Genomic DNA, 19,167 nt, shown 5'->3' on the forward strand with positions numbered 1-19,167 from the left:
CTTAAACCGGCATCTGCATGATGTCTTGATAAGCCTGAACCAGCTTGTTACGCACTTGCGTCAACGCCTGGAAGGAGACGCTGGCCTTTTGCGAGGCGACCATCACATCGGTGAGGTCCACGCCGCTTTTACCGATCTCGAAGGCGGTGGCCAACTGATTGGAAGCTTGCTGGGTGTCACTGACTTTATTGATTGCCTGACCGAGCATGTCGGCAAAACTGCTTTGGCCCAATTCCGGCGCTGGCGCGACGGATTTCGGTTGAGCCATGGCATCCATTTGCATGGAGCGCATATCCAACATCAACCGATTGAACTCAATACCCTGGCTCATGACCTTCTCTCTCCGACGACCCGCAATTTTTTGACACTACGCAGCGGTTACTAGGGGTGGTAGCAACAAGGGTGCCAGATCCGTGGCGACTCGTAAGAAAAGCCGACAAACCCTGTCGGCTTAAGTATTTGTCAGGTGGCGAAAAGGTAGGCTTCCACATCCATCCCCGCGTCGCGCATCTGCGCCAGCTTGTAGCGCAAGGTGCGCGGGCTGATGCCCAGGCGTTCGGCGGCTTCTTTACGGCGCCCGCGTTCGGCGCGCAGGGTGTCGATGATCATCTGGAATTCGCGGCGACGCAGGTCATCGCCCAAGGCGCCGGCAGACTCGGCTTCGGCGACGACCGGTGCAGGTGCCAGGCTCGGCAACGGTGCAGCCCCGCTGCCCATGGCCAGGCAGAAGTCCTGGGGCTGGATCAGCCCGCCCTGCTGCAGAATCAGTGCGCGCTGGATCGCATTGTCCAATTCGCGCACGTTGCCCGGCCACGGGTAGCCGATCAGGCACGCCTGGGCCTCGGCCGACAGCCGCGCCTGGGCGTGCTTCATTTTTTTGACGTGGTTGTTCAGCAGGCGCTCGGCCAGCGGAATGATGTCGGCCGGCCGCTCGCGCAACGGCCGCCAGGCCAGAGGAAATACCGAAAGACGATAAAACAAATCTTCACGGAAGCGCCCCGCCGCCACTTCACCCGCCAGATCGCGGTTGGTGGTAGCGACCACGCGAATATCCAACTGGATCGGCTTGCGCGCACCCACGCGCTCCACTTCACGCTCTTGCAACACGCGCAGCAGCTTGGCTTGCAGGCCCAGGGGCATTTCAGAAATTTCGTCGAGCAGGATGGTGCCGCCGTCGGCCTGTTCGAACTTGCCGGCCTGGGCCGCGATGGCGCCGGTGAACGAACCCTTCTCGTGACCGAACAGCGTGGCTTCGAGCATGTTGTCGGGGATGGCAGCGCAGTTGATCGCAATGAACGGTTGCTTGGCGCGGCTGGATTGCTGGTGGATGTAACGTGCCAGCACTTCCTTGCCGGTGCCGGACTCGCCGGAGATCAGCACGGTGGAATCACTGCGGGCCACGCGGGCCGCCAACTCAAGCAATTGCGCACTGGCCGGCTCGAAAGCGATCGGGCCTTCGCCCTCGACGGCCGGCACCACGCCAAGGGCGTGACGGGCCACCAGTTCGATCAAGGCTTTGGGTTCGAACGGCTTGACCAGGTAATCGGCAGCGCCTTGGCGCATGGCATCTACCGCCCGCTCGACCGCACCGTGGGCGGTCATCAGCAACACCGGCAGTTGAGGCTGGCGCGCCCGCAGCAGGCCGAGCAACTGGTGACCGTCCATGCCCGGCATGTTCACGTCGCTGACCACCAGGCTAAACGCCTCGTGCTCGACAGCCTCCAAGGCTTCTTCGGCAGAACCGACCGCCCGGTAGTCATGGCCCGCCAACAGCAGCGTGTCAGCCAATGCTTCACGCAGGGCGCGATCGTCTTCCACCAACAAAACCTTGATAGCCATATTCCTTTACTCCGCGCTTGCCGCGCCGGAAAACAGCGGCAAGGTCATCAATGCACAGGTGCCACGCCCCAACCGGGAATGCAGCTGCAATTCTCCCTGATGGGCACGCGCCACCGCCTTGACCACGGTCAGGCCGAGGCCGGTGCCGTTGGTCTTGGTGGTAAAAAAGGGCTCGCCCAGGCGCTGCAACACCACCGGGTCGATGCCGCTGCCGCTGTCGCTGATGCACAGGCGCAGGGTTTGCTCGCGGCTATACAGGTGCACCTTGAGGCGCGCGCCCGGGCCGCTGGCCTGGGTGGCGTTTTCGATCAGGTTGAGCAAGGCGCCGACCAGCGTGTCGCGGCTGCACAGCAGTTCGCCGAGGTGGCTGTCGCACTGCCAACGCACGCTGACGTCCTGGATGTGGGTGGCGGCAGCAGCCTGCAGCGACTGCATCAATTCGGCCGGGGTCACGCGGTCGGTCAGCGGCAATTCGCCCCGGGCGAACACCAGCATGTCGCGCACCTGGTGCTCCAGTTCATGCAGGCGCTCCTTGAGGCGACCGGCAAAACGCTGATGGGTGGCGGCTGGCAATTGCTCATCAGTCAAATGACTGGCGTAGATCAACGCGGCCGACAGCGGCGTGCGGATCTGATGCGCCAAAGAAGCGACCATCCGGCCCAGCGACGACAAGCGCTCATGGCGCGCCAGCTGGTCCTGGAGGTGACGGGTTTCAGTCAGGTCGTTGAGCAACACCAGTTGGCCGGGCTCGGCGTCCAGGGAACGGGTGGCGATGGACAGGCGGCGCCCGTCCTTGAGGGAGATTTCATGGCCGTCGTCTTCACGCGGGGCAAAGCAGCGTGCGATCACATGGCGCCACAACTCGCCTTCCAGCGGCAGGCCAAGCATGTCGCAAGCGGCCGGGTTGGCTTCGCGCACGCGGCCCTGGTCGTCGATGACAATCACGCCACCGGGCAACAACGACAACAGGTTCTGCAGACGGTTAGCCAGGCGCTCTTTCTCGGCCAGTTCTTCCATGCGCTGGGCACTGACCACGGCCAGCTCGCCTTTGAGCTCGGAAACCCGGGCTTCCAGCAGGCTGTAGGAGTCAGTCAATTGGCTCGACATCTGATTGAACAGCGAAAAGGCCTGTTCCAGGCCTTGGCGGCTTTGCTGCTCTACGGACGGAACGAGCCCCGGGATAGCGGGGCTGGAAGATTGCTGGGCGGCGTGGGGCATCATGCTCTCTCGCTTGGCTGACCGTCAGTTAAACGGAACGTTGCGAGGGCTGTAGCAATACTTGTGCCGAAAAAAAACCGCTGACGAATCAGCGGTTTGGAAAACAGGCGTCAATCATCCGCCTGTTCATCACCTTCTTTGCGGCTCATGCCGTACTTGCGCATCTTCTCCACCAGGGTGGTACGACGGATGCGCAAGCGCTCGGCGGCACGGGCGACGATGCCGTTGGCGTCGTCCAGGGCCTGTTGAATCAGGCCTTGTTCCAGGTTGCCGAGGTAGTCCTTCAGGTCCAGGCCTTCGGGCGGCAGCATGGCAGTGGAACCGAAGTCCGGCGTATGGCCGTTGATGGCCACGCGCTCTTCCATGTCGCTGCGCAGGCTGTCGACCAGCTGCTCGTCTTCGTCGTCGACGTAGCGGAATTTCTTCGGCAGCTCGACCACGCCGATCACACCGTAGGGGTGCATGATCGCCATGCGCTCCACCAGGTTGGCCAGCTCGCGGACGTTGCCCGGCCAGCCGTGACGGCACAGGGACATGATGGCGGCGGAGTTGAAACGGATCGAGCCGCGCTTTTCGTGTTCCATGCGCGAGATCAGTTCGTTCATCAGCAGCGGGATGTCTTCGACGCGCTCACGCAGCGGCGCCATCTCGATTGGGAACACGTTGAGGCGGTAGTAAAGGTCTTCGCGGAAGCTGCCCACCTCGATCATGCTTTCGAGGTTCTTGTGGGTGGCCGCGATGATGCGCACGTCGACGCTCTGGGTCTTGTTGCTGCCCACGCGCTCAAAGGTACGCTCCTGCAGCACACGCAGCAGCTTGACCTGCATCGGCAGCGGCATGTCGCCGATTTCATCAAGGAACAGGGTGCCGCCGTTGGCCAACTCGAAACGCCCGGCACGGCTGGTGATCGCCCCGGTGAAGGCGCCCTTCTCGTGGCCGAACAGTTCACTTTCGAGCAGCTCTGCCGGGATGGCCCCGCAGTTGACCGGCACAAAAGGCCCGTCGCGACGCTTGGAGTGGTAGTGCAGGTTGCGCGCGACCACTTCCTTGCCGGTGCCGGACTCGCCGAGGATCAGCACGCTGGCATCGGTGTCGGCCACTTGCTGCATCATCTGGCGCACGTGCTGGATCGCACGGCTGGTGCCGACGAGGCTGCGGAACAGGTTGGGTTCGCGGTGACGTCCACGCTCGCGGGCCTGGTCGTACATCTCGCGATAGACCTGGGCACGGTGCAGGGAGTCGAGCAATTTGCTGTAGCTGGGCGGCATTTCCAGGGTGGAAAGCACGCGGCGGCGCTGGTCTTCCGGCAGGTCGATGGAAGAAATATCGCCCATTAGCAACACCGGAAGGAACTCATCCCAGGTTGACAGTGTCTTTAACAGGCCCAGAACTGCGCCAGGAGCGTTTACCGTCCCGATCAGCACACAAATGATTTCACGGCTCGACGACAATGAGCTGACCGCCTGCTGCCAATCATGGCTACCGCAGGGCAAATTTTCTTCACCGAGAAAATTTAAAATCACCGCTAAATCGCGGCGGCGGACGCTATCGTCATCAATCAGCAGAATTTTGGTTTCACGCCACATGCAATAGCAACTTCCCTAGTTAACTCAAATGCCCTCGAGTAGGGGCAATCTAGAAGGTCGTAGGCATTTTCTGCGTTACAACCGTCTGAAATCTGAAAACAGCACTAGTTAAGTCAAAAAATCGCGCGCAGTCAAATTTATGACGCGCATTCGGATTAACTGAGCCAGTTCAGCCGAACAGATGGTAAACCTTTGACGCACTTTCCGCTCGATTGATCTGCGACATCTCTTCGAAAATCGCCTGGCGCTCGCCGGTCGTCACTTCAAGCAACTGCTGATAAACCGCCAGCAGGCTTTCCAGTTTTTCCCGTAGTGCATCCTCGTCCACCGGCGCATTGGCCAGTGCTTCGTCGATCACCGCACGACAGCCCATATCCAGCTCGCCGATCGCGTCCCAGTTACGTTGGGCCAAGGCGTCGACCAACGCTTCGCGGGTCTCGTCAATCCGTTGCAGGGCGTGGCTCATAACATGATCCTCAGGCCGACAGGCCTACAGTGGTGCAATACCGTCCCAACCTTCCTTGAGCGTAATCATCAGGCCGGCAACTTCGTCAATCATGGCAACATCGCTTTTGCTGTTGGCTTCCAGCAGACGCGTGGTCATGTAGGCATACAGGTTATCCAACTGCTGCAACGCTGCCGGATCATCGGTTTTTTCCGGGTTCAGGCCGTCGCGCAGGCCGATCAGGATGTCGATCGCCTTGCCCAGCAGCAGGCCCTTTTGCGCGATATCACCACGAGCCATGGCACCCTTGGCCTGCGCCATGCGATCCAGCGCGCCTTCCATCAACATCTGGACCAGACGGTGTGGGCTCGCCTCAGAGACCTGGGCATGGGAATTGACCTTCTGGTATTGGCGAAGGGCTCGCATGGGATTCATGTTTCTACCTCGTGACAGGCAACAGCAAAATTGGATGGGCTCTGACTAATATGTCGACGGGATCACACAAAACTTTAACCCGTCGATCTGCTGAAGGCCGCGCCCGGCGCAGGATCACCGGGCGGCTTCATGGCGGATCAACTGTCCGAATTGCTCTTGTTCAGCGCGTTCAGCGTGCTCATGACACTGGAGCGCTGGTTGGTGAGCTGGGCCACCAGGTTGTTCATCGTGGTGTACTTGGCGGTCAGGCTGGTTTTCAGGGCAGCCATACGCGCGGTCAAGTCGTTCTGCTGGGTTTGCAGATCCTTGAGGTTGTTGGTCAGCGTCGTCGAACGCGAAGCCAGTACGCCGGTGTTGCTCAACGCGTAGCTGTCGGTCGCCGACTTCATGCGCGCCAACAGGCCCTTGTCACCGTTGAAGATCCCGCCGATGTCGGTGGGGTTGGTGGCAATGGCGGCACCGAACACTTTGTCATCGATGCTCAGCTTGCCGGTGGTCGAGTCGGTGTTCACACCAAATTGAGCCAGCGACTTCAACGTGCCCGACCCACCTAGGGCGTTCAGTTCACTGCGCAACGCCTGTTGCAACGAGCGCATGGTGGCGTCGCCGGTCAGCGCGGAAGGCGTGGTGCTGCCGTCCGGGTTGGTGGTGACTTTGGTTTCGGTACCGATCGCCGTCATCAAGGCGTTGTAAGTGTCGACAAACCCTTTTACCGAGCTCTTGAGGGTGTCGTTGCTGCGGGTGACGGTGATGGTCGAGGCCGTACGAGGAGCATTTTGGTCAGTGACACCCGACGGCAGAGGCGAAATCGCCGTCAACTTGATGCTCACACCAGAGATCGCATCGCTCAAGGTATTGCTCTTGGATTCCTGCGCCGCACCGTCAATGGTGTATTTGGCATTGACCGGCGCGCCGCCAACCACGGACGTATTGGCTTCCAGGCCGCTGTTGCCACTCAGGGTAATGTCCGTACCGGCACCGGTATTGGATGACGTCACAACCAGGCGCGAACCATTGGAGTCAGTCAGGATGTTGGCACTCAGCCCCGCACTGCTGTACTGCGCGTTGATGGAATCACGCACTTGTTGCAGCGTGGCGCCCGGTGGAACACTGACACCATAGCTCTGACCCGACTGGGAAATTGCCAGGGTCGTTGCGGTGGTACCGCTGTTGACCACACTCTTGGCCCCAGCGGCATAGTTCTGCGTGGAGATCTTCGAAGCTGTCGCCAACTGAGTCACGATCAACTGATAGCTACCGGCCGAAGCGCCAGCGCCCAGGGTGACCGTGGAAACGTTGTTATCCGAAGTCGTGGCGGTCAGGCCGCCGATACTGGCGTCCTTGGCCATGTTGTCCATGGCGCCGCGGAACGCATCGAGTGCCGCTTGAATCTTGCCGATCGAGGATAGCTGGGCGGTCTGCGTCTGCGTCTGCTTGTTGATCTGCGACTGCTTGGGCGCCTGTTCAGCGTTCACCAAGGCGGTAACGATAGACTGGGTATCGATGCCCGTTACCGGGCCGCTGACGGATATATCACCCATGATTCTTCTCCTGATCGGGGCTGGCGCTTTCTTGACGGACTACGTCTCAGGCAGCTACAGCAACAAAATTCATGCCAGCTCAGACTTTGGCGTCAAATAACAAGCTGCTGGCATCATGAAGGCTTTGTGCGAGTTTCAATGCGGTTTCCGAAGGGATCTGACGGATCACCTCGCCGCTTTCGGTCGCAATCACCTTGACCACCACCTGATGGGTGGAGTCATCAATCGAAAAATCCAGGTTGCGCTGGGCAGCCTGGACGAATTTGCGAATATCCGTGACCGCCTGTTCCAGGTCGGACGGTTTCGAGTCTTGCTGGGGTTGAGCCGCCACAGGCACAGGATCGACCTTGGCCTTCTGCGGATCATTGCTCACGGGAGCAGGTGCGCTCTGCGGCGCTACTGCAGGATAAGACAGGTTCAACTTCACACTCATGTCCATGTCCAATCTCCTCATCACGCAAAAGACAAAAGGGCACGTAAACGCGCCCTTCCGTCAGTCATCTACCGATGGCTATTACTGAAGCAGCTTCAGTACAGCGGACGGCAGTTGGTTGGCCTGGGACAGGATCGCAGTGGAAGCCTGTTGCAGGGTTTGTTGCTTGGTCAGCTGAGCAGTTTCAGCAGCGTAGTCAACGTCCTGGATCTGACCGCGAGCGGCGCTGGAGTTGTCTGCAATGCTCTGCAGGTTGGCAACGGTGTTGTCGAAACGGTTTTGAACAGCACCCAGACCAGCACGCTGGGAGTCGATGTCGGAGATCGCTTGAGTGATCACGTCGATCGAGTTCTGTGCGTTGGCAGCAGTGGTGATGTCGGTGTTGTTAACGGTGGTTTTGGTGGAGTTGGCAGCAGTACCAGTCGCTGCGAACAGGCCAGTCACACCGGCGCCGCTCAGGGAGTAGCTGCTGGAGGAGTTCAGGGACACTGCACCAGTTGCGATGATCGCGGTGTTGGCCAGGGCAACAGCAGTACCGAAGTTACCGGAACCGTCCTGGGTAGCAACCTTGATACCGGCTACAGCGCCTGGATCGCCAGCGTTGAAGGTCAGGTTCTCACCGGTGTCGGACTTGACCGACAGCGCTTGAGTGGTCGAATCGTAGTTAACGGTGATGCCCAGCTTGGCAGCGTTGGACTTCAGTTGGTCAGCCAGGTCGGAAGTGCTGGTCACGCCAGTGAACTGCACAGCGGTACCGCCGCCGACTGCCAGGGTGAAGTTGGCGCTGGCAGGGGTTGCACCAGCAATGGCAGCGGAGTCAACAGTGAACTGGGCAACGGTGCTGGCAGTCGCAGCCAGGCCGCCTACAGCGCCGTTCATCTGAGCAGCGATTTGCTTGGCCGAAGCGCCAGCAGCGATGGTCAGGTTTTTCGACTGGCCGCCACCGGTAACAGCGATCGCGCCGCCAGCAACGCCAGTTGCGCTTGGAGCAATGCCTTGGCTCTTCAGTTGCTGCGAACCAATGTTGTTGGCTGCAACGTTACCGATGCTCATGTCGATAGTCTGGTTGGCGTTGGCGCCGACCTGGAAGGAAGTAGTACCGAAAGAACCGTCCAGCAGGTTCTTGCCACCGAAGGTGGTGGTGGTAGCGATACGAGTCAATTCAGCAGTCAGTGCTGCGTATTGAGCCTGGTTCGACTTACGGTCTTCAGCGCTTGGCGAGCCGTTAGCCGATTGCAGAGCCAGGGTACGCATGCTTTGCAGGATGTTGGTGGACTGCTGCATTGCGCCTTCAGCGGTCTGAGCAATCGAGCTACCGTCGTTGGCGTTTTTGATCGCAACGCCCAGGCCGTTGATCTGGCTGGTCAGACGGTTGGAGATTTGCAGGCCGGCCGCATCGTCTTTGGCGCTGTTGATACGCAGGCCGGAAGACAGACGCTGCATGGAAGTTTGCAGTGCGCCGGAGGCCTTGTTCAGGTTGTTCTGAACGGTCAACGAAGCAAGGTTAGTGTTTACTGTTAATGCCATGACGAAATCCTCGTGGGTGGTGTACTGCGGCTTCCGGCCCTGGCAACCGCCGGGTGTGGCCTAGAGAACCTTCGTAATAGTTATCGTCGTGAATGCACGTTGCTTGAGGACTTTTTTGAATATTTTTACTAGCACCGTGCCACCCCTTTTAATTCAAGCATTTACGATAGCCCAAACCCCCGCAATTGCTGGGTTTTCTGGCGCCAAATAAAAAACGCCCATGATTTTTCAATCATGGGCGTTTTTGTGTGCGTCACTCTTTGGGCATCACGGACGATAGAGAATCGCCGAGCCCCACGACAGGCCCACGCCAAATCCGCTGATAGCCACACGCTTCCAGTCGGCGTCCATCATGTGCTTTTCCAGCAGCAGTGGAATGCTCGACGACACGGTGTTGCCGGTCTCGACCATGTCCTTGATGAACTTCTCCACCGGCGCCTCTTCGAAACGCCGGGCCACGGCGTCGACAATCGCCGCACTGCCCTGGTGGATGCAGAACGCGTCGATCTGGTCAGCCTTGAGGTCCGACTCATTGAGCAGCTCGTGCAAATGTGCCGGCACCTTGAGCAAGGCAAAGTTGAACACCTGGCGGCCGTTCATGAAAAACACGCCATCGCTGACCTTCAAGTGCGGCGCGCCGGAACCGTCGGTGCCGAACTTCGACTTGCCAAGCAACCACGGCGCGTCTTCGCCCATCCAAGTGGCGGTGGCGGCATCGCCAAAGAGCATGGTGGTGTTGCGGTCTTCCGGGTCGACGATCTTGGAGTACGGGTCTGCGGTGATCAGTAGGCCGTTTTTCAGGCCGGTGGCTTCCATGAAGCCCTTCATCGCGTAGATCCCGTAGACGTAGCCGGAGCAGCCCAGGGAGATGTCGAACGCGGCCACGTGGGTCGGCAGGCCCAATTTGTCCTGAACGATGGCGGCGGTATGCGGCAAGCCTTCTTCATCACCGTTCTGGGTCACGACGATCACGGCGTCGATGGACTCGCGCTTCAACTCGGGGTTGTTGGCAAACAAGGCGTTGACCGCCTCGACGCACAGATCGGAGGTTTCCTGCGCAGCATCCTTGCGCGGCAGGAACGCCGAACCGATCTTGCCGATGATGAATTCTTCATCCTTGGCGAATTTGGCACCCTGGGCGTAGTTGTCGACCCCGTCTGCCGGCACGTAACTGGCGATGCTTTTTATGCCAATCATTGTGGCTTCCCAATACTAAATAGCTGGAGAACACCCCTCGGGCTACGCCGGGGATGCTGACAATAAAGGGGATAACCCCGTAAAAATCTCGCTGAAAGCCGCCCCGCAAGGACCCTGTGACGACTTATCCTTTTCACACGATACAGTGAAGATGCGCTTTATGACTCACAGGTCACTCAATTTTGTGCGCTTTATGCAAAACCCTGCAACATTCCTGGCGCCAGAAACGACAACGGCCCACCCTGTTGCCAGGGTGGGCCGTTTGGTTGTGCGCCGTTTACATGCGGCTGAACAGGCTCAACTGGGAGATTTTCACGAAGGCCAGTTGCGAGGCTTGCAGCATGGTTTGCTGCAAGGTCAGGTCGATTGCCGCCTGCCCCATGTCCACGTTCGCCAGCGACGACATGGTGGAGGTGTTGGCCAGGCCCAGGCTGGTGTTCTCCTGGCTCTGCACATCCAGGGCGTTCTGCCGCGCCCCGATCGAGCCGCGTACCTGGTCGATCTGCGCCGTGGCGTTACCCAGGTTGGCGACGGAGGTGTTCAACACATCCTTGAGGTTGTTCTTGGCAACCTGGTCGCCATCGGCCGGTGTCAGCAGGGCCTTGCGCAAATTGCCCAGGGTATCCAGGGCATTCATGTTCTTGTTGCTGGTGGCACCGACCGAGAATTGGTCGCCCGCCCCCGGCGTGCCGCTGATGCCGAAGGTGACGCCGGCCGTGGTGATCGACGTCGCGCCCGCCGCGATGGTGCCGCTGGCAATCGCCTTGCTGTTGGCGCTGTAGGGCTGGGCGAACACCTGGTAATCGGTGCCGCTGGTGAACTTGATGACCGCACCCGAGTTCGGGAAAGTGCTGGAGTACGCCGCCTGGTCCGTGACGCTGCCACCGGTCAACTGCGCCGTCGACGCATTGCTGGCCGTGCGCGAAACGCTGAAGCTGTCCGGCTTGCTTTCCAGCGTGAATTCCCTGCCCGCCACCAAGGCATCGGAAGGCGCGCCCGTCGAGACATTCGACCCCAGGTTCAGGGTGATATCGAACTTGACCCCACGCAGGTTGACGCTGGAAGCGCCCTCCTTGGTGGCATCGAACGTGCCGTTGCCGGTGATCTCGGAGGTCACGTCGTTGCCGTCTTTGTCGGTGACGCTGTATTGGGTGCTGCTGGCGAACGTCAGCTTGTAAGGCTGGCCATCGGCAAAATTCTTGGTGTACGCCGTGCCCGAGGAGACCAGGCCCGCCGAGATCGAGACCTTGCCGTCATTGACCGTGGGCGGAATCACCGTCGCCTGGGTACGACCGGCGTTGGTGGAACTCTCCAGCAACGTCTTGCCGGTGTCGCCTGCGGTGATCGACAGGTTGCTGCCCACTTGCAGGCTCAGCGGCGTCTCGTCGCCCTGATAGCTGTAGGTGCCGTCATTGTTGCGGGTGTACGGCGGCGTATCGGTCTTGGTGCCCGAGAACATGTAGTTGCCGTTGGAATCCTTGGAGTTGAGCAAGCCCAACACCTGGTCCTCAATCGCGCCGACCTGGGCTGCAATTGCCTTGCGGTCATCATTGCTGAGCTGCATGTTACCGGCTTGCAACGCCAGGCCCTGGGCCGTTTGCATGGCGGTATTGATGCTCTGCAGCACGCTTTCTTCGTTGGTCAGCGAGTTTTGCAGGCTGGTGATGTTGCCGGTGTACTGGCCCAGCATGTCTTTTTGCTGTTGCAGCAACAGCAACTGAGCGGCCGCCACAGGATCGTCCGCGGCGGTCTGTACACGCACGCCGGTCGTCGCCTGGTTCTGGGCCGCGACCACGCCAGAATAGTTCTTCTGATAATCGCTGGAGCTGGTGCTGAAATATTGCTCTGTAGAGATACGCATCGTTCCAGACTCCTTTAAAGGGCGTTGATCAGTGTGCTGAAGGTTTCTTGCGCGGCCTTGATGATCTGCGACGACGCGGTGTAGTACTGCTGGAACTTGATCATGTCGCCCGCCTCCTCATCCAGGTTGACCTGGGACACGGAGTTGCTGGCCGCCTTGTTCGCCGCCAGCAACGCACCAGTGGCCGTGCTGTCGGTGTTGGCCTGGGCCGCTTTGGAACCCACCTGCGACACCAGCCGGCTGTTGGCGCTGACCAGGCTCATGCCCGCATTGCCATCCACTGCACCCACGGTCGCCTTGGTCTGCAGCCCCAGCAGTTCCTGGGCGTTACGGCCATCGGAGGTGGCGCCGCTGTTGAACGAGAAGGTGGTGCTGTCGTCCTTGGCTGGCGAACCGCCCACCGAGGTATCGAAACTGAAGCTCTTGCCCGGGATCAGCGCGCCGGACGCATCACGCATCGGCACGTTGATGGTGATCTTGTTGGCCTGCCCCGGGATGATGCTGCCGGTGCCGATCGGGTTGCCCTGAGCGTCGCTGATCTTGTACGACTGCGTACCATCGGCGGCCACGGCGCCATAGACCATTTTTACCGGCATCGAGTTTTCGATCCCGGTGCGCAACTGCGCGGTATCGGCGCCGCCGTTGATATCGATCGGCAGCGTCAAGGTCGGCGGCGTGAACGTGCCAGTGCCGGTGTTGGTCTTGCTGGCGTTACCGGCCAGTGCCCCGGCGTACGCGATTTTGTTCGGGTCCTTGAGCTCAACGCTGATATTGCTGGCCCCGGTGGCCGTCGGGCTGACCTTGAAGCTGTCACCGGCAGCCATTGGGCCTTTGCCATCGAGCGCCAATGTGAAACCGTCGATCACCGGTGGCGGCGTGGTGGTGGTGTCGAACGACCCCATGGCCTTGCCGTCGGAACGCACGACGTTGTACTGGTTGCCACTGGTGAAAGTGACCTTGTAGTCGAAGGTCGACAGCTTGCTGCTGTCGGCAATCGTCACGTTCAGGTTGCCGGAGCCTGCGCTGTTACCCGCGGCCGCCTGGCTGCGCTGGGAGATCGCTGCCGCACTGTTGATATCACCGAACAACGAACTGCCGAAGTCACTGTTCAGGTCCAGGCCCTGGCCCAGCTGGCGGTTGACGGTGTCAGCGGTGGCAATGGCGATGCGGCCCAAGTCGTTGATCGCCGGCATCAGCACGTCGCTGCGATAACGCAACAGGCCGCCAATGCTGCCACCGGTGACCACCGAACCGATGTCCATCGCGGTGTCGCCCATGTTCAGCTGAATGGTGTACTGGCTGTTGTCGGTCTTGCTCGGCACCGCCGAAATCGGGTTGGAGATCCCACCCTCAACCAGCGACTGGCCGGTACCGGTGGTGATGCTCAGTTGGCCGTTTTTCTCGGTGGCCGTCACGCCGATCAATTCATTGAGCGAGCGCACCGCTTCGTTGCGCGCATCCAGCAGGTTGTTCGGCGCACTGTTGGAGGTACCGCTCGCCTGGGCGATCTGGTTGTTCAGCGAGGCAATCGACGACGTCAGCGAATTGACCTGATCGCTCATGGTCTTGAGCTGGCTGTTGATCGTTTCTTTCTGCTGGGTCAGCTGCGTGGAAATCGAGTTGAAACGGTTGCTCAAGGTCTGCGCGCTGGTCAACAGCAATTGCCGGGCGGAAATGTCCGAAGGGTTGGCGGCGGACGTTTGCAGCGCTGAGAAAAACGCACTGAGGGCCGGGGACATGCCGGTGGACTTGTCCGACAGGGTCTTGTCGACCGCAGCAGCCTGGCCGGCATAGGCGGTGGCGTCGCTGTTGAGCGCGGTACTGCTCTGGTAGGCAGCACCGAGGAAATCGTTATAAATGCGGCGCACATCCGCCAGGGTCGTACCACTGCCGATGTAGACACCGCCGTACTGGTTCGACGCACTGGTGTTCTGGGTGGTCTGCTGGCGCGAGTATCCCGGGGTGTTGACGTTGGCAATGTTGTTACTCAGGACCGACAGCGATCCTTGAGCGGCGTTGAGCCCCGACATCCCGATATTGAGCAAACTCATGATTCAGACCTTATAAATGAGTGGATGCGCCCGCGGCAGCGTAGTTCTGGTAGCTGTTCATCGTTTTTGCGATCTGCGAAATCTTGCTGGCGTAGTCCGGGTCGGTTGCATAACCGGCTTTTTGCAACTCGCGTACAAACTGTTCCGGGTTGTCGGCCGATTTCACAACTTCTTTATAGCGATCATTGCTTTGCAGCAACGTCACCAAGTCGTGGAAGCTGTCCTGATAGGAGTTGTAGGAACGGAACTGCGCCGTCTCCTTGACCATCGCCCCATCGCGAAACTCGCTGGTGATCGCGCGGGCCTGACCGCCCTGCCAGCTCTGCCCGGCCTTGATGCCGAACAGGTTGTGGCTGCTGCTGCCATCTTCGGCACGCATCACCGATTTGCCCCAACCGGTTTCCAGGGCCGCCTGGGCCACCAGGTACTTCGGATCGACGCCGATGCGCGCCGCCGCGGCCTTGGCCATCGGCAACATGGTGGCGACGAATTCATCCTGCGAGCTGAACGCCTTCTTCGCCGGCGCCAGCGGTGGCTGGGCAATGGCACGGCCGTAGACCTGCATCTGGCCTTTTGGCGCGACGGCAAACCCGCGCGCGGCACTGTTGATCACGTTGTCTGCCGCCGCGCTGTTACGCAGCGGCACGGCGTTGTTGACCGTGGTGGCGTCGGTGTTCGGCACGATGCCGGCCAACAGCCGATCAGTCAGCTTGCTCGGCAAGGAGATACGCCGCTGGTTCATCAGCGCCACATCGTTGGTATGGGACACGCCCCCCTCGGGCACCGCCACGCGGTACGCCCACAGCGGGCGCTGGCCATTGGAGCGACCCAACGGGCCATCAGCTTTGGTGCCTGCGGCAATCGCGGTCGGCACGTCGACTTTCTTCGCCGGCTCCGCCGTTGCGGGGCCTTGCAAAGTGGCGGCCTGAGGGTCCACCGGTTTGTTCTTCTGCATCTGGCGCATCAACACGTCAGCCAGGCCGATACCGCCGCCCTCGCGTGACATGGAGACCGCCAGTTGCTGGTCGTACATTTCCTGGTACTGCTTGGCCGCCGGGGTGTTCAACGGGTTGTCCTTGCCCAGCGCTTCGGTGGCCGAGCGCGCTGACTTGAGCATCTCGCTCAAGAACAACGATTCGAACTCCTGCGCCACCTTGCGCATGTTCGCATCGCTGTTCTTGTCGGCACCGACCTTGAGCTGGTTCAGCCGGTTCAGGTCGGAGTAAGACCCCGAGTCCGCCGTGCTGGTCAGCCCGCTTTTGCGCATATCCATAGCCATGGCCTTAGATCACGATCAGGTCGGCTTGCAGGGCGCCGGCCTGTTTCAAGGCTTCAAGGATCGCCATCAAGTCGCCGGGCGCTGCGCCCACCTGGTTCACCGCACGGACAATCTCATCCAGGGTGGTGCCGGGGCCGAACTTGAACATCGGCTTGGCTTCTTGCTGGGCATTGACCCGTGAGCGCGGTACCACGGCAGTCTGGCCATTGGACAACGGGCCAGGCTGGCTGACGATCGGGTCTTCGGTGATGGTCACCGTCAGGCTGCCGTGGGTCACCGCCGCCGGCGACACCTTGACGTTCTGGCCGATCACGATGGTGCCGGTGCGCGAATTGATGATGACCTTGGCCACTGCCTGGCCCGGGTCGACCTCAAGGTTTTCCAGGATCGACAGGTAGTCGACACGCTGGCTTGGGTCCAGCGGTGCTGTTACGCGGATCGAACCGCCGTCGATGGCTTGCGCCACGCCAGGGCCGAGCATGTCGTTGATCTTGTCGACCACACGCTTGGCGGTGGTGAAGTCCGAACGGTTGAGGTTCAGGGTCAGGCTGTTGCCCTGGTTGAAACCGCTCGGCACGGTGCGTTCAACGGTGGCGCCGCCCGGAATACGACCGGCCGACGGCACGTTGACAGTGATCTTCGAGCCGTCACGGCCCTCGGCGTCAAAGCCGCCCACCACCAGGTTGCCCTGGGCGATGGCGTAGACGTTGCCGTCGATACCCTTGAGCGGCGTCATCAGCAAGGTGCCGCCACGCAGGCTCTTGGAGTTACCGATGGACGACACAGTAATGTCCACCACCTGCCCCGGCTTGGAGAATGCCGGCAAATCAGCACTGATCGACACGGCAGCGACGTTTTTCAACTGCACGTTGCCCGACCCTGGCGGCACCTTGATGCCGAACTGCGACAGCATGTTGTTGAAGGTCTGCAAGGTGAACGGGGTCTGGGTGGTCTGGTCACCCGTACCGTTGAGCCCCACCACCAGGCCGTAGCCGATCAACTGGTTGGAGCGCACGCCCGAGATGCTGGCGATGTCTTTCAGGCGCTCGGCCTGGGCGACTGCGCTCAGGGACAACAGCAATGCCGCTGCCATCAGCTGTTTGAGGTTCAAGATGATCACCTAGAAAGGGAACAGCGGGCTAAGGAAGAAACGGTCGAACCAGCCCGGCTGACTCGCATCAGCAAACGAACCCGTACCCGAGTAGGTAATGCGCGCATCGGCAATCCGCGTGGACGGCACGGTGTTGTCGGTGGCGATGTCATCGGCGCGGACCATGCCGGCGATGCGCACCAACTCGTCGCCGGTGTTGAGGGTCATCCACTTTTCACCGCGCACCGCGATGATGCCGTTGGGCAATACGTCGGCCACGGTCACGGTGATCGAACCGGTCAAGGTGTTGCCTTGCGCCGCCGCGCTCTTGCCGTTGGTGGCACGGTCGCCGCTGTAGCCGGCGCTCAGGCTCAGATCACCGCTGCCCAACGGGTTGTTGGTGTTGGGCACGGCGCCAAACAGCGAGGTCAGGCCGATGCCGGTCTTGCTGGTCTTGTCGATCTGCGAGTTGGCGTTCTTGCTGGCCTGGGTCTTCTCGTTCAGGGTGATGGTGATGATGTCACCGACCCGGAATGCCTTGCGGTCGCTGTACAGGTTCTGTTCGAAACCGGCCTGGTAGATTGAGCCATTGTTGGCCGCCGCCGGCAACGGTGTGCGTGGCAACACCGGTGCGTAGTACGGGTCATTGGGTTTCGGCGTCGGGGCGACACAGCCCGCGAGCACGGCGATCCCACTCAATGCCAGAACAGAAACATAGCGATTCATGACCCTTACCTCACGGTGTTGCAGGCGCCAGAAAAAGCGCCCCATAGACTTGGTTACAGATTCTGCGTTACGAACGAAAGCATCTGGTCGGCGGTGGAAATCACCTTGGAGTTCATCTCGTAGGCGCGCTGGGTGGTGATCATGTTGACCATCTCCTCAACGGTGCTCACGTTGGAGGTTTCCAGGGTGCTTTGCAGCGTGGTGCCGAAGCCGTTCAGGCCCGGGGTGCCGATTTGCGGCGCGCCGCTGGAAGCGGTTTCGAGGAACAGGTTGTTACCGATGGCTTGCAGGCCGGCCGGGTTGATGAAGTCGGCGGTCTGCAGGTTGCCGATCACTTGCGAAGCCGGGTTGCCGGCAACGGTGATGGACACGGTGCCGTCGTTGCCGACGGTAAAGGTCTGGGCGTTGTTCGGCACGACAATGGCCGGTTCCAGGGCAAAACCGTTGGCGGTCACGACCTGGCCGTTGGCGTCCAGGTGGAAGGTGCCGTCACGGGTGTAAGTGGTGGTGCCGTCCGGCTGCAGGATCTGGAAGAAGCCCTTGCCGTTGATGGCCATGTCCAGCGGCTGGCCGGTCTGTTGCAGGTTACCGGCGCTGAAGTTCTTCTGGGTGCCGACGATCTGCACACCGGTACCCAATTGCAGGCCCGACGGCAGTTCGCTGTCCTGGGTCGATTGGGCGCCCGGCTGCTTCTTGATCTGATAGAGCAAATCCTGGAACTCGGCACGGTCACGTTTGAAACCCGTGGTGGACACGTTGGCCAAGTTGTTGGAAATGGTGGTCAGGTTGGTGTCCTGGGCGGACAAACCGGTTTTGGCAACCCATAGAGCCGGAAGCATGCTGTTCTCCTTCGTGCGCCTGTTTGTTGGCGCTGCGCTGCAAAATTAGTGGTTCAACGAGGCCGCAATCAGCTCATCGACAGAACGCGGGTCATGGCCTGGTCGTCTTCTTTAGCGCTGTTCATCATCTTGATGTGCAGCTCGAATTGCTTGGAAAGCGCCAGTACCGCTGTCATCTCTTCAACCGCGTTCACGTTGCTCGCCTGCAGGAAACCCGAGGTCAACCGCACGTTCGCGTCGGCTTGGGCAGGCTGGCCATCCTTGGTGTGGATGGTGCCGTCCAGGCCTTTATTCAGATTCTTGGGGTCGGGCTGGACCAGCTTGATGCGGTCCACTTCAGCCATCACCCGTGGGCCTTCGCCCATGGCGCGGATGCTGACGGTGCCGTCGGCGCCCACTTCGATTTTCTGCTGGGGCGGCACGGCAATCGGGCCACCGTTGCCCATGATCGGCATGCCGTTGCCGGCCCGCAGCACGCCCAGTGCATCCACGTTCATGCTGGCGCTGCGTACGTAGGCTTCGCCGCCGTCGGGGGTTTGCACCGCCATCCAGCCATCGCCGTTGACCGCCACGTCGAGGTCGCGGCCGGTTTCAATCATCGCGCCAGGAGCAAAGTCGGTGGCCGGCCGTTCGGTCATGGCAAACGCCCGCGCCGGAAAGCTGTCACCGAACACCGGCATCGAACGCGCCTGTTCCAGGTCGCGTTGAAAACCGTTGGTGGAAATGTTCGCCAGGTTGTTGGCATGGGCCTTCTGCGCCAGAGCATTCTGGCTGGCGCCGGTCATTGCCACATAAAGGTACTTGTCCACGCTCTTTCCTCTTTCTGACGGACGCTTGCCGCCCACCGCTGTACTGAGGAGGCTTAAGCAATTTGCGAACCAACTTTTTAAAAGGCGGAGAAATCCAGGCGGGGCGGGGGTTTGCGGGCGGGTGTGAAGATCTGATGGACGAACGAGAGTCGAAAAAACGGCGGACTACTGCCGCCTGCGGCAAGCCCCGTCCTTGAAAACGACATAGATCAACTGTGGGAGCTGGGGTGGGGGGGGGGGGGGGGGGGGGGGGGGGGGGGGGGGGGGGGGGGGGGGGGGGGGGGGGGGGGG

The 19,167-nt window shown here is 60.6% G+C and carries 17 protein-coding genes; all 17 read right to left on the bottom strand.

Going from position 1 to position 19,167, the window contains the following annotated elements; genetic code table 11:
- Window position 1: 1 nt before the first annotated feature.
- Entirely contained in the window at window positions 2–331 is a 330-nt protein-coding gene (fliE, locus tag AC07OV_RS16425; RefSeq protein ID WP_016972029.1) for a flagellar hook-basal body complex protein FliE, read from the bottom strand.
- A 131-nt stretch (window positions 332–462) separates the two neighbouring features.
- The gene (locus tag AC07OV_RS16430) at window positions 463–1,839 is read right to left on the bottom strand and encodes a sigma-54-dependent transcriptional regulator (protein ID WP_495092587.1); all 1,377 of its coding nucleotides are present in this window, start codon (window positions 1,837–1,839) and stop codon (window positions 463–465) included.
- Between the two features lie 6 nt (window positions 1,840–1,845).
- Window positions 1,846–3,057, bottom strand: coding sequence for a sensor histidine kinase (locus tag AC07OV_RS16435; protein WP_495092593.1), 1,212 nt, complete (start codon window positions 3,055–3,057; stop codon window positions 1,846–1,848).
- Between the two features lie 110 nt (window positions 3,058–3,167).
- Complete coding sequence (locus AC07OV_RS16440) at window positions 3,168–4,643, bottom strand: sigma-54 dependent transcriptional regulator (RefSeq protein ID WP_135310053.1); 1,476 nt, start codon at window positions 4,641–4,643, stop codon at window positions 3,168–3,170.
- A 169-nt stretch (window positions 4,644–4,812) separates the two neighbouring features.
- Complete coding sequence (gene fliT / locus AC07OV_RS16445; protein ID WP_176996194.1) at window positions 4,813–5,109, bottom strand: flagellar protein FliT; 297 nt, start codon at window positions 5,107–5,109, stop codon at window positions 4,813–4,815.
- A gap of 24 nt (window positions 5,110–5,133) precedes the next feature.
- Window positions 5,134–5,523 carry a flagellar export chaperone FliS gene (gene fliS, locus AC07OV_RS16450; protein ID WP_176996195.1) on the bottom strand — a complete coding sequence of 130 codons (390 nt, stop codon included), beginning with the start codon at window positions 5,521–5,523 and terminating at the stop codon, window positions 5,134–5,136.
- 137 nt (window positions 5,524–5,660) lie between these two features.
- A complete protein-coding gene (fliD, locus tag AC07OV_RS16455) occupies window positions 5,661–7,064 on the bottom strand; it encodes a flagellar filament capping protein FliD (protein WP_494998753.1) in 1,404 nt (467 codons plus the stop codon).
- A gap of 79 nt (window positions 7,065–7,143) precedes the next feature.
- A complete protein-coding gene (locus tag AC07OV_RS16460; protein ID WP_176996197.1) occupies window positions 7,144–7,503 on the bottom strand; it encodes a flagellar protein FlaG in 360 nt (119 codons plus the stop codon).
- 75 nt (window positions 7,504–7,578) lie between these two features.
- A complete protein-coding gene (locus AC07OV_RS16465; protein WP_494998754.1) occupies window positions 7,579–9,024 on the bottom strand; it encodes a flagellin N-terminal helical domain-containing protein in 1,446 nt (481 codons plus the stop codon).
- A 267-nt stretch (window positions 9,025–9,291) separates the two neighbouring features.
- Window positions 9,292–10,221 (bottom strand): ketoacyl-ACP synthase III, encoded by a 930-nt coding sequence (locus tag AC07OV_RS16470; protein ID WP_176996199.1) that lies wholly within the window; start codon window positions 10,219–10,221, stop codon window positions 9,292–9,294.
- Window positions 10,222–10,498: 277 nt separating this feature from the next.
- Window positions 10,499–12,082 carry a flagellar hook-associated protein 3 gene (locus AC07OV_RS16475; protein WP_495092588.1) on the bottom strand — a complete coding sequence of 528 codons (1,584 nt, stop codon included), beginning with the start codon at window positions 12,080–12,082 and terminating at the stop codon, window positions 10,499–10,501.
- A gap of 14 nt (window positions 12,083–12,096) precedes the next feature.
- Window positions 12,097–14,133, bottom strand: coding sequence for a flagellar hook-associated protein FlgK (gene flgK, locus AC07OV_RS16480; RefSeq protein WP_176996201.1), 2,037 nt, complete (start codon window positions 14,131–14,133; stop codon window positions 12,097–12,099).
- 10 nt (window positions 14,134–14,143) lie between these two features.
- A complete protein-coding gene (flgJ, locus tag AC07OV_RS16485; RefSeq protein WP_494998756.1) occupies window positions 14,144–15,412 on the bottom strand; it encodes a flagellar assembly peptidoglycan hydrolase FlgJ in 1,269 nt (422 codons plus the stop codon).
- A 4-nt stretch (window positions 15,413–15,416) separates the two neighbouring features.
- Window positions 15,417–16,505 carry a flagellar basal body P-ring protein FlgI gene (locus AC07OV_RS16490; protein WP_176996377.1) on the bottom strand — a complete coding sequence of 363 codons (1,089 nt, stop codon included), beginning with the start codon at window positions 16,503–16,505 and terminating at the stop codon, window positions 15,417–15,419.
- 27 nt (window positions 16,506–16,532) lie between these two features.
- Window positions 16,533–17,228: a flagellar basal body L-ring protein FlgH gene (gene flgH, locus AC07OV_RS16495; protein ID WP_176996203.1), complete on the bottom strand. Its 696-nt coding sequence runs from the start codon at window positions 17,226–17,228 to the stop codon at window positions 16,533–16,535.
- A 53-nt stretch (window positions 17,229–17,281) separates the two neighbouring features.
- On the bottom strand, window positions 17,282–18,067 hold the full coding sequence (gene flgG / locus AC07OV_RS16500; protein ID WP_176996204.1) for a flagellar basal-body rod protein FlgG: 786 nt from the start codon (window positions 18,065–18,067) through the stop codon (window positions 17,282–17,284).
- 68 nt (window positions 18,068–18,135) lie between these two features.
- Entirely contained in the window at window positions 18,136–18,876 is a 741-nt protein-coding gene (locus AC07OV_RS16505; RefSeq protein ID WP_176996205.1) for a flagellar basal body rod protein FlgF, read from the bottom strand.
- Window positions 18,877–19,167 lie beyond the last annotated feature (291 nt).

The sequence above is a fragment of the Pseudomonas sp. GW821-FHT09A09 genome, assembly GCF_059418405.1.

Coding starts and splice junctions, on each gene's coding strand:
- fliE (WP_016972029.1), bottom strand. CDS start 331: ATGAGCCAGGGTATTGAGTTCAATCGGTTGATGTTGGATATGCGCTCC.
- AC07OV_RS16430 (WP_495092587.1), bottom strand. CDS start 1,839: ATGGCTATCAAGGTTTTGTTGGTGGAAGACGATCGCGCCCTGCGTGAA.
- AC07OV_RS16435 (WP_495092593.1), bottom strand. CDS start 3,057: ATGCCCCACGCCGCCCAGCAATCTTCCAGCCCCGCTATCCCGGGGCTC.
- AC07OV_RS16440 (WP_135310053.1), bottom strand. CDS start 4,643: ATGTGGCGTGAAACCAAAATTCTGCTGATTGATGACGATAGCGTCCGC.
- fliT (WP_176996194.1), bottom strand. CDS start 5,109: ATGAGCCACGCCCTGCAACGGATTGACGAGACCCGCGAAGCGTTGGTC.
- fliS (WP_176996195.1), bottom strand. CDS start 5,523: ATGAATCCCATGCGAGCCCTTCGCCAATACCAGAAGGTCAATTCCCAT.
- fliD (WP_494998753.1), bottom strand. CDS start 7,064: ATGGGTGATATATCCGTCAGCGGCCCGGTAACGGGCATCGATACCCAG.
- AC07OV_RS16460 (WP_176996197.1), bottom strand. CDS start 7,503: ATGGACATGAGTGTGAAGTTGAACCTGTCTTATCCTGCAGTAGCGCCG.
- AC07OV_RS16465 (WP_494998754.1), bottom strand. CDS start 9,024: ATGGCATTAACAGTAAACACTAACCTTGCTTCGTTGACCGTTCAGAAC.
- AC07OV_RS16470 (WP_176996199.1), bottom strand. CDS start 10,221: ATGATTGGCATAAAAAGCATCGCCAGTTACGTGCCGGCAGACGGGGTC.
- AC07OV_RS16475 (WP_495092588.1), bottom strand. CDS start 12,082: ATGCGTATCTCTACAGAGCAATATTTCAGCACCAGCTCCAGCGATTAT.
- flgK (WP_176996201.1), bottom strand. CDS start 14,133: ATGAGTTTGCTCAATATCGGGATGTCGGGGCTCAACGCCGCTCAAGGA.
- flgJ (WP_494998756.1), bottom strand. CDS start 15,412: ATGGCTATGGATATGCGCAAAAGCGGGCTGACCAGCACGGCGGACTCG.
- AC07OV_RS16490 (WP_176996377.1), bottom strand. CDS start 16,505: ATGGCAGCGGCATTGCTGTTGTCCCTGAGCGCAGTCGCCCAGGCCGAG.
- flgH (WP_176996203.1), bottom strand. CDS start 17,228: ATGAATCGCTATGTTTCTGTTCTGGCATTGAGTGGGATCGCCGTGCTC.
- flgG (WP_176996204.1), bottom strand. CDS start 18,067: ATGCTTCCGGCTCTATGGGTTGCCAAAACCGGTTTGTCCGCCCAGGAC.